Source organism: Brevibacterium sp. W7.2 (assembly GCF_018137945.1).
Lineage (GTDB): Bacteria > Actinomycetota > Actinomycetes > Actinomycetales > Brevibacteriaceae > Brevibacterium > Brevibacterium sanguinis.
The window spans coordinates 2,279,899-2,292,361 of sequence record NZ_CP073089.1; the positions used below are offsets into that span (position 1 = coordinate 2,279,899).

A 12,463-nucleotide genomic window follows, 5' to 3' on the forward strand; every position below is an offset into this window, starting at 1 on the left:
CTACTTGCACTCGACCTTGTTGACGGGGCGGTAGGTCGTGACGAAGGAGTCCTTCGTCGTCTTGCCCGTGGCGATCTCCTTCATCGTGCGGGTGATCTTGATCGACCAGCCCTCACGCGGAGACTGCGGCTTGCACGAGGATCCCGACTCCGTCACCGTCGCCGGAGAGGTGAAGGCGTAGCGGCCGGAGGAATCGGAGGAGACATCGAGGGTCTTGACGCCGAAGACCTTCGCATTCACCTTGCCGTCGGCCAGGTACATGTCGAGGACGACGGGCGTCTTCGACGTGTTCGTGAACTTGAGATCGATCGATGAGAAGTCGAGCGTCGTCTCCCGCCCCTCGGGGTAGCGCGAGATGTAGCGCGAATGCGCCTGGTGCTCGTCGAGGGAGAAGCCGGCGAAGAACGCGGCGTTGAACAGCGTCGTCGACACCTGTGAGACCCCCCCGCCGAAGTCCTCCTTCATCTGCCCTTCCGAGATCACTCCGGCGGGCTTGTAGCCGTTGGCCGCGGTGCGCTGTCCGAGGGTGTCGTTGAGGGAGAACTGCTCACCGGGCTGGAGCACGGTGCCCGAGACCTCCTTCGAGGCCACGCGGAGGTTGTTGTCGCGGTTCGGGTCGGAGTCGTAGGGGGTGCTGAACTCGGAGACGACCTGGGAGACGTCGGCCTTCTCCGCGTCCTCGGTCGTGAACTCGGGGTCGACGGAGGCCAGGGTCACCTCGGCGGCCGCGCTGTCCCCGTTGATCGCATCGGTGACGGCCTTCGAGAGGTCGTCGGCCTTGATGCCGATGCCGGTCTCGGATGCGACGACCTTCGGTTTGCCGTCGACGATCTCATACGTCGCGTCCTTGGCGGGGCGGCCGATCTCCGTGTTCTCGTCCAGCGCCTGCTTCTGCAGCTCCTTCGCGTCGAACTCCGGCACGAGGGCGGAGTCCTTCGGGGTGAAGCTCAGGGTGTCCGCGATCGTCTCGGGAGCGATCGTGAGGTCCCCGCCCTTGACGTCGGAGTCCGCGTCCTTGCCGGGCACGGCCTTGACCGTGACGTCGCCGGCGACGGCGTCGGTGGCGAATCCCTGGGCGACCTCCTCGGCCTCCGCGGTCGTGATGTCGGGGTCCTCGTTCGTCGCCTCGACCGCCAGCGGCCCGTCCTGCTGCAGCCACTCCGAGGTGATCGCCGTGCGGATCGCGTCAGGTTCGACGGTCTGTCCGACGACGCCGTCCTTGACCGTCGGCGTCGTCTTGTCGTAGGTGACCTCGGCGTTGGCGGGGTCGACCTTGAGGGCCTGGGCGGCATCCTCCGCGGCGGGGGTGAACGCCTGCTCGTCGACGGTGACGACGGGTGAGACCTCGTCGTCGCCGAAGAGCCGGTCCCAGAGGATCGTGGGGTTGAGCGTGAATCCGGTGACCCGGGCGACCGTCCCGTCGACATCGACGCCGATGCCGGCGTCCCCGGGTTTGAGCGTCGCCGTCGACTCGCCGGCGGTGAGCTCGATGTCCTGCGTCATCGGGTCGGCGAGAGCGTCCTCGAGGGTCGTGCTCGCATCGCTCGCGCTCTTGCCGCCGATGTCGACCCCGGCCACGGTGGTGCCGGGGGCGACGATGCGGCCGCTGAAGAGCCCGAGGAGGAGGTAGACCACGGCGAGGCCGAGCACGACGAACAGGGCGATGAGCCAGGGGCGGCGGCTGCGTCGCTTATCGGTTTCGGCACCGGATTCGGGGGTGCCGCCGGAGAGGGTGGGAGTGGACATCAGTCTTCCAACTTCAGCGTGTGCGTCCCGCGCGGCGCTTCTCCCGTCCCATCACAGGGGTGAAGGCGAAGACCGCGGCGACGATCATGGGGCCGAGCAGCCAGACAACTGACCGCAGGGTGCCTGTGACGATGGTGTCGGCACCCGGCAGCCACTGCGGCTGACCGAGGATGTACGAGAGGAGAGCGATGACGATCGCAGCGACGAGCATGGGCCCGGTGCTGCGATACATCGTTTTGAGGTGCCAGAGCCCGGCGACCGCCATGAGCAGCGCCAGGGCCAGTCCCCAGGGAAGGATGACCGGTTGCTCGCCGAGGCGGACGACCGAGACATTGAGGTGCTGGAGTCCGCCGAGGAAGCCGATGAGCAGCCCGAGCAGCCCCGCATGGATGAACGCGAGGACACCGGGCTTCTTCGGTTCCCGACGGCGCCGACGACCGGCGAGGGCGTTCTCGTCCTCGATGGCTTCGAGGTCGAGCCCGGCGAGCACGTGCACAGCGGGTCCCGCCTGCACGGTCTCGGCGGGGATCGGCGTACCCGCACCGATCGAGTAGTACTCGTGGTCGGGCAGCTTCGTGCCCACTCCGTTGGACAGCGCATAGAAGTCTCCGCCGACGCTGACCTGCGTGCGGTGGGCCGACAGCGCCGCCTGCTGCGCCGGCCGGGAGCGCGTGACGTCCTGGGCGACGGCGATCGGCCCGCTCGGGGCCTTCGTCGGGATCGTCTGCGCGGGCGCGAACCCGGACTCGGCGAATCCGGGCTGAGCGGGATCGAAAGCGGCACGGGCCACCTCGGCGGGGACCTCGACGAAGAGGAGACGACCCGTCGTCCACGTCGCCGCCTCGACGGCGGCCACCGTCGCGTCGTGGACGCGGACATGGTCCGGGTGGCCGTAGCCGCCGTTGGCCGCATACGTGATGACGGCATGCGGTCGGACTTCGTCGATGACGGCCGCGATGTAGCCGGCGACGTCATCGACCGCTGCCGCGCAGAGCGCCCCCGCGGGCATCGTCGGGGCGGGAACGGCGTGGCCGTCGCTCCCCCAGGCCATCCCCGAATCCTCGAAGCGACGCTCGGGCAGGGTCGCCGCACCGCCTCGGCGAGTGCCGAGGAACCGGTGATCGGTGACGCCGAGCGCGCGCATGGCCGCCGCGATCTCCGTCTCCCGCACCTCGGCGAGGCCGGCCCGATCGCCTTCGAGTCCGCGGAGTTCGGGCGGGATGACCTCTCCGCCCTCTCCCCGGGTGGCGGTCAGCACTGTCACCTGGTCGCCCTCGGCGACCAGTTCGGCGATCGTGCCCCCTGTCGCGATCGTCTCATCATCGGGATGAGCGTGCACGAAGAGGATGCGCGGGGTGACACTCATGCGTTCTGGCGGCGCAGCTTCGCGTAGTTCTTCGCGCGTTCCTTCTGGTCGAGTTCGACCTTGCGGATGCGCACGGCGCTCGGGGTGACCTCGACGCATTCGTCCTCTCGGGCGAATTCGAGGCTCTCCTCAAGCGTGAGCTTGCGGGGCGGGACGAGGTTCTCGAAGGAGTCCGCGGAGGCCGAGCGCATGTTCGTCAGCTTCTTCTCCTTCGTGATGTTGACGTCCATGTCATCGGCGCGCGAGTTCTCGCCGACGATCTGGCCCTCGTAGACCTCGGAGGTCGGCTGCACGAAGAACGAGCCGCGCTCCTGGAGGTTGATCATCGCGTACGGGGTGACGGCGCCGGCGCGGTCGGCCACGAGCGAGCCGTTCGTGCGGAACTCGATGTGCCCGGCCCACGGACCGTATCCGGCGGAGATCGAGTTCGCGATGCCGGTGCCGCGGGTCTCGGTGAGGAACCGCGTGCGGAAGCCGATGAGGCCGCGGGCGGGGACGGTGAACTCCATGCGCACCCAGCCGGTGCCGTGGTTCGTCATCGTCGACATGACGCCCTTGCGGCTGGCCATGAGCTGAGTGACGGCGCCGAGGTAGTCCTCCGGAACGTCGATCGTGAGGTCCTCGAAGGGTTCGTGGACCTTGCCGTCGACGGTCTTCGTCACGACCTGGGGCTTGCCGACGGTGAGTTCGAAGCCCTCGCGTCGCATCTGCTCGACGAGGATGGCCAGCGCGAGCTCGCCGCGGCCCTGGACCTCCCACGCGTCGGGACGCTCGGTGGGCAGCACCTTGAGGCTGACGTTGCCGACGAGCTCGGCGTCGAGGCGGTCCTTGACCATGCGGGCGGTGACCTTCGTGCCCTTCTCGCGACCGGCCAGCGGCGAGGTGTTGATGCCGATGGTCATCGAGATCGCGGGATCGTCGATGACGATCGCCGGCATCGGCTTCGGGTTGTCGATGTCGGTGAGCGTGTCGCCGATCATGATGTCGGGGATGCCGGCGACGGCGACGATGTCACCGGCGGAGGCCTCGGTGGCGGGAACCCGGTCGAGACCCTGGGTCTCGAGGAGTTCGGTGATCTTCACCGAGCTGATCGCATCGCCGCGGGCCCAGGCGACCTGCTGGCCCTTCTTCAGCGTGCCGCCGAAGATGCGCAGCAGGGCGAGACGGCCGAGGAACGGCGAGGCGTCGAGGTTCGTCACGTGCGCCTGGAGGATGCCGTCGGCGTTGATCTCCGGGGCCGGGATCGTCTCGATGATCGTCTTGAACAGCGGCTCGAGGTCCGGGTTGTCCGGGGCCTCGCCGTCGGCGGGCTGGTCGAGCGAGGCGGCGCCGACCTTCGCGGCGGCGAAGACGACGGGCACGTCGAGGACGGAGTCGACGTCGAGGTCGGGGACCTCGTCGGCGAGATCGGAGGCGAGTCCGAGGAGGAGATCCTGGGAGTCCTCGACGACGCCGTCGATGCGGGCATCGGCGCGGTCGGTCTTGTTGATGACGAGGATGACCGGCAGCTTCGCGGCCAGGGCCTTGCGGAGGACGAAGCGCGTCTGCGGCAGCGGTCCCTCGGAGGCGTCGACGAGGAGGACGACGCCGTCGACCATCGACAGGCCGCGTTCGACCTCACCGCCGAAGTCGGCGTGGCCCGGGGTGTCGATGACGTTGATGACGATCGGCTCGTCGCCGGCCGAGGGGCCGTTGTAGAGCACCGAGGTGTTCTTCGCGAGGATCGTGATCCCCTTCTCCCGCTCGAGGTCGCCGGAGTCCATCACGCGTTCGGCGAAGTCACCGTGCTCGTTGAACACACCGGTCTGCCGGAGCATGGCGTCGACCAGAGTGGTCTTGCCGTGGTCGACGTGGGCGACGATTGCCACGTTGCGGCGGTTTTCCCGGCGCATGGGAGCTTCAGTCATCAATAGCCTTTTGAAGGTAGGGAGAATGGTCCGGTACGGACCCGACACTCAATTATACGCACCACCGCCCTTCCCCATTCACAGGCGCATGACATCTGCACAGAAGGGCGTGTGCCAGCAGTTCAGAAGATCGCCAGCGAAGTCAGCGAGGCGGATCCGTCGCGACGTCGCGTTCGACATCGCGTCGGATCCGCCTCACCGGCACCGAGGTGGTCTCCCTTATGCGTCCATCGTCGCCTCGAGCACCGCGTCCCTGGCCTCCCGGCGCTTGCGCTGCTCCTTGGGATCCGGAACCGGAACCGCGGAGAGCAGGCGCTGCGTGTACGGGTGGACGGGGTTGGCGACGACCTGCGAGCTCTGTCCGATCTCGACGAGGTAGCCGTGGCGCATCACCGCGATGCGCGAGGCGATGCGTTCGACGACGGCGAGGTCGTGGCTGATGAACAGGCACGCGAACCCGTAGAGCGCCTGCAGGCTCTCGAAGAGGTCGAGGACCTTCGCCTGCACTGAGACGTCGAGCGCCGAGGTCGGCTCATCGGCGATGAGCAGCTTGGGTCGCAGGCTCAGCGCCCTGGCGATGCCGATGCGCTGGCGCTGACCGCCCGAGAGCTCGTGCGGGTAGCGGTTGCGCATCGACGTCGGCAGCTCCACGGCGTGGAGGAGCTCTTCGACCTTCTTGTTGAGCGCCGGACCCTTCATCCCCTCGTGGAGGTAGAGCGGCTCGCCGATCGACTCGCCGACGGGCAGACGCGGGTTGAGCGAGGAGCCGGGATCCTGGAACACGATCCCGACCTCTTTGCGCAGCGGCCGCAGCTGCTTGTTCGAGAGTCCCTTGATGCTCTTCCCGTTGACGAGCATGTCCCCCTCGACCGTGGGCAGGAGTCCGAGCGCGGCACGGCCGATCGTCGTCTTGCCCGACCCGGACTCGCCGACGAGGCCGACGACCTCTCCGGGAGCGATCGAGAGATTGATGTGGTGGGCGGCCCGGAAGGCCTTCTTCCGCCCGAGCGCCGGGTACTCGATGGCGACGTCGCGCAGCTGGAGGGCAGAGGGCTTCGAGAAGTCCGCCTGCGACCCCGGATGGTAGTACGTCTCCGTCGAGTCCATCTCGATCAGAGGGTGGTCGGCCTCACCGGTCGAGGCGGGCGTGGCCTCCGCGTCATCATCGGCCAGCGATCCCGCACCGAGGTCGTCGCCTGCGGACTCGTCCGCTTCGGCTTCCTCGAGATCGTGGATCGCGACCTCGACGTCCTTGATGTCGGTGCCGAAGGCCTCTCCCTCGATCTCGGTGCCGAGGTGGGGCACCGCGTCGAGGAGCTGCTTCGTGTACGGATGCTGCGGGTTGTAGAAGATCTCATCGGCGGTGCCCGACTCGACGACTTTGCCCGCCCGCATGACGATGATGCGGTCTGCCATGTCCGCCACCACGCCCATGTCGTGCGTGATGAGGATGATGCCGGCGTCAAGCTTCGACTTGAGCTCGCGCATGAGCTTGAGGATCTCGGCCTGCACCGTGACGTCGAGCGCCGTCGTCGGCTCATCGGCGATGAGCAGCTTCGGCTGGCACGCCAGTGCCTGCGCGATCATGATGCGCTGCCGCTGACCGCCCGAGAGCTGGTGCGGGAACGAGTGGAAGCGCTCCTCAGGATCCGGGATCTCGACGAGGCGCATGAGCTCGAGAGCGCGCTCCTTCGCCTCCTTCGGTCCCATGTTCATGTGCACGCGCAATGTCTCGACGATCTGGAAGCCTGCCGTGTAGACCGGGTTGAGCGCGGTCATCGGCTCCTGGAAGATCACAGAGATGTCGTTGCCGCGGATGTGCTGCATGCGCTCCTGCGGCAGTCCGATGAGCTCCGTGTCGCCGAGCTTCGCCGACCCCGTGGCCCGACCGTTCGACGGCAGCAGACCGAGCAGGGACATGCTCGACTGCGATTTGCCCGAACCGGACTCACCGACGATCGCGAGCACTTCGCCCGCGTTGACCGTGTAGGTCAGTCCTTCGGCCGCCATCCACCATTCGTCGCTGACCCAGAAGTTCACACCCAGGTCCGTGACGTCGAGGATCGGTGATTTCGCCGAGGCGGTCGCCTCCGCTGTGGTCTGTGCGGTCATCACTTGTCCCCCTTCTTCGCCATGCGCTCGGCCTTCTTCATCTTCCGCCAGCTCGGGATCGTCTTCATCCGCGGGTCGAATGCGTCGCGCAGACCGTCGCCGATGAAGTTCACGCAGAGCGCGATGATGATGATGAAGAAGCCGGGCCACCAGAACAGCCACGGACGCGTCGCGAACGAGGTCTGGTATTCGCTGATGAGCTGTCCGAGCGAGATGTCGGGCGGTGCGATGCCGAAGCCGAGGAAGCTCAGCGAGGCCTCGAGGACGATCGCCTGGCTCATCAGCAGCGTCGTGTTGACGATGATGACACCCATCGCGTTCGGGAGCATGTGCTTGAACATGATCCGGAAGTCGCTCGCTCCGGCCACTCGCGCCGAGTCGACGAACTCGCGTTCGCGCAGCGAGAGGAAGTCACCGCGGACGAGTCGGGCGAGACCGGTCCAGAGGATCGCACCGAGGACGAGGCCGAGCATCGCTCCCCCGGTGCCCGAGACGAGCTTGCCGAGGATCGCGCCGACGACGATGACGGGCAGGATGATGAAGCCGTCGGTGATGCGCATGAGCACCGAATCGACCCAGCCGCGATAGTAGCCGGCCAGCGCCCCGACGATCGTGCCGATGATCAGTGCCACGACACCGATGATGACCATGACCATGATCGAGATCTGGGTGCCCTTCATCACGCGGGCGAAGTTGTCGCGGCCGATCTCGTCCTGGCCGAACGGATGCTCACCGGGAGAGAAGATGTTCGACAGGCTCCACGTCGGGGCGCCACCCGGATTGACGATCGGCCCCGATGCCGTGTGGTTGAAGATCCACCACCCGGGGATCGGACCGATGCCCTGGGCCGTGTAGGCGAAGATCGTCACGAGGATGAGGACGATGAGACCCGCCATCGCACCCTTGTGGCGGATGAACTTGCGGAAGACGATCTTCCCCTGCGAAAGGCCTTCCGTCTCCTTCGTCTCGATCGCGTTCTCGCCGACGGGCTCGAGACCCGTCTCCGTGTCTTGGTTCTTGTTGTCGATGCTCATGCGTTCACTCGAATTCTCGGGTCGAGGACGGCGTAGAGGAAGTCCGCGACGAGGTTGGCGATGATGGCGAGAATGCCCGTGATGAGGATGTAGGCCATGATCGGATCGAGCTCGGACTGCCTCATCGAGTCGATGAAGAGCTTGCCCATGCCGTTCCAGCCGAAGATCGTCTCCGTGATCACGGCACCGCCGATCATCGTGATGACATCGACCGGGATGATCGAGGCCAGCGGCAGCAGCGCATTGCGCAGCGCATGGCGCATGATCACCGTGCGCTCATTGAGGCCTTTGGCCCGCGCCGTGCGGATGTAGTCCTGTCCCATGACCTCGAGCATCGACCCGCGGGTATAGCGCGTGTACGACGCGAAGGAGATGAGGACGAGCGCGATCGACGGCAGCAGGAGATGGGTGAACGTGTCGAGGTTCGTGATCCAGAAATCGCCGTCGACGTTCGGCGCCGAGGCACCGATCGTCGCGATCGGGCGGTTGTTGATCGCGGGACTGTTCGAGTATTCCGTCCATCCCTGGAGGACTCGGTCGGCGAAGATCGTCACCGCGATGATGACCGCGGTGAAGACCGTCGTCCGCGCGGTGTCCCACGGATCGGGTCCGCGGAAGGCAAGGCCGACGGCGATCGCCACGCCGATCGTGACGATGAACAGGCCGAACATCCACAGCCAGTTCATCTCCTGGTAGTAGAAGAGGTACTGGAGAGGCATGTAGAGGAGCACTCCGATGACGGCGATCGTCAGCGAGGCGTAGAGCACGCGCTTGTTCTTCAGACCCGTCGAGAGGAAGGTCATGACGATCGCGGCGCCGACGCCGATGAGCACGACCCCGACGACGCCGATCGTCGGCTGCTGGAGCCATCCGCTCGCGAGGATGTAGTAGATCGTGCCGAACGTGACGAGTGTCGCGGCGAGGAACGTGATGATGCGTCTCTTCTTGCCTCCACCGAGGGCGCCCATCCAGAAGAGCCCCATGCCGAGGCACCCGATGATGATCGGCCACCAGCTGGTCAGCGTCGGATCGTTGATGAAGTTGTTGATCTCGATGGCTCCGTACTGCTTGAGCAGCACCGCGACCCAGAAGACGGGCAGCGAGTAGAGGAGGAACGAGACGAAGGTGATGAAGTAGTCGAAGCCCGAGTACTGGCGGATCGCGGAGACCATGCCGACGGCGATGCCGAGGATGATGGCGACGATCGTCGACGCGGTGATGAGCTTGACGGTGTTGACGATCGCGCCCTGGAGCAGGTAGGTGACTTCCTGACCGCTCTTCCACGCGATGCCGAGATCACATTGGCCGACGAGGCAGCCGCTCGCGCCGGCGAGCCACTTGAAGTAGCGGACGATCGCGGGGGTCTCGAGATCGAGGAGGCGAATGCGCGATTCGTAGAGCGCTTCGATGTTCGGGGAGGTGCTCGAGCGCAGGTCCCAGAAGAAGTCGAGCGCCACGTTGAGCAGCAGGTAGAGGACGAAGGTGACGACGAGCAGAACGAGCACTGTCGACAACAGGCGCCTGAGAATGAACTTGATCATGGTGTGTCCGATTCAGTCTGTGCGAGCACGCCACTGTGGGGATCACTGTTGTGACCCCCACAGCAGCTGAGATGGTGAAAAGCCGATCGCATCAGAGGCGAATCAGTTGGTCTCCCACTCCCAGTAGTTCCAGAACATCGTCGGCGACACAGAGGTCGAACTGACGTTCTTGACCTTGTCGTTGTAGATTGTCAGCTCGGGGAACTGGAAGATCGGCGCACCGAACGCATCCTCGGTGAGCTGCTTCTCCATGTCGATGAGCAGCTGCTGCTGTTCGTCTTCCTTCGACACGAGAAGCTTGTCAAGGATCTCGTTCATATTGTCGTTGGAGTAACCGCCGTAGTTGTTCTGCGCTCCGGTGCGGAAGTTCGCATCGTTCTCGGTCACACCGGTACCCGTCGACTGCCAGCCGAAGAGTGCGAGGTCGTACGAGCCGTCACCGAGGCGGGTGCCCCAGTTGACATCGCCGACATCTTCGATCGTGAAGCCGGCCTGCTCAGCCGATTCCTTGATGAGCTGGAACTCCTGCTGGCGACGGGCGTTCGTGTTGTCATACATGACGCGGACCGGCTTGATCTCACCGCCGACTTGTTCGAGCAGCTGCTTCGCACCCTCGATGTCGACTGCGTTGTAGGCGTCCATGCCGTTCTCAGCGACGATGCCGTCATACATCGGGGAACCGGGGACCTGCGAGAAGGAATCGCGAGTGACCGCCTCTGGATTGAGCGGCTTGATGATCTTGTCGACGATGTCCGCACGCGGGACGGTCTTGAGGAAGGCCTCACGGACCTGCTTCGCCTTCTCCTCGTCGCCGCCGTACGACTGCGGATCGAAAGGACCATTGTTGTTGAAGGTGAAATCGACGTGCTCATAGGTCGCACCATCGGCAGCGTCGACAGTCACGCCGTCAATGCCTTCGGCAGCATCGAGGACGTCAGCGGTCGCCTGCGGCTGGGTCATGTCGACCTCGCCGTTCTCGACTGCCTGGACCATCGCCATCGGATCGCCGTTGTAGCGCACGGTGATGGTGTTGACCTTCGGCTCGACCGGACCCGAGTAGTTCTCATCGAGCTGGACGGTGATGTACTGCCCCTCCTGGAAGTCCGTGATCTTGTACGGACCGTTGTGGACGAGCAGATCCTCGTCCTCGGGCATCGAGGTGAAGTCGAAGCCGGTGTTCCAGAAGTTCGAGATCTTCGACAGCGCAGCGGTGTCCTTCTTCTCGATCGCGTCGAGAATCGCCTGTTTGCCTGCGGCAGCGTCCTCCTCGCCCAGTGCCTTCTTCGCCACGATATGCGCCGGCACGCCAACGCCGTCGGCACCCGTGCCGAACTGAATTGCCCAGTCAGCGAACGGCTTCGAGTACGTGAAGGTGATTTCCTTGCCGTCCTCGGAGATCTCCGGGAAGTCCTTGACCAGTCCCGCTCCGGCAGTCGCAGAATCGAAGTAGACGGTGCTCTCGTCGTTCTCCTTGACGGTGCCGTCGTCGTTGTTGTTCGACTCGACAGTGTTGAAGTTCGCCGAGGTGCCGGCCCACGTCAGGGCGAGGTCCGCGGCATCGACGGGCGTGCCGTCCGACCACTTGGCAGTGTCGTTGAAGGTGTACTTGACCTTGAGCGGATCGTCGGAGACCTTCTCGATCGTGCCGAGCGCGCCGTCCTGGACCTCGAGGCTGTCGTCGTAGTACCCGAAGTTGTCATTCATCATGTAGGTGAGAATGGCGTTCGAGACGGCATTGCCGTTGGCCGTCAGAGTATTCATCGAGCGGAAGGACTCGTTCCAACCGATGTTGAGAATCGAGTTGTCCGAGGCCTGGTCGTCGTTACCGCCACCGGGAGGGGTGCAGGCAGAAAGCACCATTGCTGCTGCGGCAACTGAGGCTCCGGCTGCGAGGAAGCGCTTGTTCACGTTCTCTCCTTGTTGTTCTCTGGGCTCGCGCCCATCGTGCCCGCATCCCGGTTTCGGGATGCGTTCCGACCACTCGTCCCGCCATCGGGAGTGTGACCGCGTTCATGTTTTCACATGGATTGCCTCAAAGTTAATTCACTGGTCTCTGTGACTGAGTCCACATTCTGAGCCGTTCGAGGAATCGTTACCGTTTCGAGACACAGCTCACATACATCGAATTGAAAGTCTCAATGGATAGGATGTTCAGATGGCTGACAGTGAGATGACACCCGATGAGACCCGAATTGTGAGAACCACGGGATCGACGGTGCTCTTCGGTCTCATCGCGATCATCGCCGTCATCGGCGTCGGCTCGATCGTCGTCGGTGACCTCACGTTGCGCGGCCTGGCGATCGCGGGGATTCCCGTGCTGCTCTTCATCGGCGCGTGGATGCTCTACCGCTTCCCCCGGGTCGAGCTGCGGCCCCAGGAGATCGTGCTCGTCAATCCGCTCAAGACCGTGACGGTGCCGTGGAACCTCGTCGACGGCTTCGACACGCACTTCGGCCTCGGCGTCGAGACGCGTGAGAAGACATTCTCCTCATGGCCGCTCGCCGGTCGCGGAAAGAAGATGGAGAAGGATGCCGCCGGCGCGCGGCGCCTCGTCGACAACCCCAACCCTGCCGTCGACGGCGTGCTCGATCACTTCCGCGGGCTCGGCGACGAGCAGCTGTCCAACCCACGGGGAGAGCGCACGATCACCGAGCGCTGGAACATCGAGGTCATCATCGTCCTCGCCGTCGCGATCGGGTGGGCGATCATCGGCTTCACCGCCGTCCCGAGCTGGTGATGTTGATCGACCCTCGGTCA

8 protein-coding genes are annotated in these 12,463 nt (G+C 65.0%); 1 reads left to right on the forward strand and 7 read right to left on the reverse strand.

Going from position 1 to position 12,463, the window contains the following annotated elements; all coding sequences use genetic code 11:
- The 7 genes from J9315_RS10265 to J9315_RS10295 form a co-directional block, all read right to left on the reverse strand.
- A complete protein-coding gene (locus J9315_RS10265) occupies positions 1-1,746 on the reverse strand; it encodes a VanW family protein (protein ID WP_198498544.1) in 1,746 nt (581 codons plus the stop codon).
- Between the two features lie 13 nt (positions 1,747-1,759).
- Positions 1,760-3,112, reverse strand: coding sequence for a PIG-L family deacetylase (locus tag J9315_RS10270; RefSeq protein WP_211977805.1), 1,353 nt, complete (start codon positions 3,110-3,112; stop codon positions 1,760-1,762).
- On the reverse strand, positions 3,109-5,019 hold the full coding sequence (typA, locus tag J9315_RS10275; RefSeq protein ID WP_198498542.1) for a translational GTPase TypA: 1,911 nt from the start codon (positions 5,017-5,019) through the stop codon (positions 3,109-3,111). Before typA ends, J9315_RS10270 begins: the two co-directional genes overlap by 4 nt.
- A 219-nt stretch (positions 5,020-5,238) precedes the next feature.
- Positions 5,239-7,131 (reverse strand): ABC transporter ATP-binding protein, encoded by a 1,893-nt coding sequence (locus J9315_RS10280; RefSeq protein WP_211977806.1) that lies wholly within the window; start codon positions 7,129-7,131, stop codon positions 5,239-5,241.
- Positions 7,131-8,165 carry an ABC transporter permease gene (locus J9315_RS10285; protein WP_211977807.1) on the reverse strand — a complete coding sequence of 345 codons (1,035 nt, stop codon included), beginning with the start codon at positions 8,163-8,165 and terminating at the stop codon, positions 7,131-7,133. The genes J9315_RS10280 and J9315_RS10285 overlap by 1 nt, the downstream gene beginning before the upstream one ends.
- The gene (locus tag J9315_RS10290) at positions 8,162-9,706 is read right to left on the reverse strand and encodes an ABC transporter permease (RefSeq protein ID WP_211977808.1); all 1,545 of its coding nucleotides are present in this window, start codon (positions 9,704-9,706) and stop codon (positions 8,162-8,164) included. The genes J9315_RS10285 and J9315_RS10290 overlap by 4 nt, the downstream gene beginning before the upstream one ends.
- A 102-nt stretch (positions 9,707-9,808) precedes the next feature.
- On the reverse strand, positions 9,809-11,467 hold the full coding sequence (locus J9315_RS10295; RefSeq protein WP_249120882.1) for an ABC transporter family substrate-binding protein: 1,659 nt from the start codon (positions 11,465-11,467) through the stop codon (positions 9,809-9,811).
- Positions 11,468-11,861: 394 nt separating this feature from the next.
- Between J9315_RS10295 and J9315_RS10300 the strand changes: the two genes are divergently transcribed.
- On the forward strand, positions 11,862-12,443 hold the full coding sequence (locus J9315_RS10300; protein WP_211977810.1) for a hypothetical protein: 582 nt from the start codon (positions 11,862-11,864) through the stop codon (positions 12,441-12,443).
- The last annotated feature ends 20 nt before the right edge of the window (positions 12,444-12,463 follow it).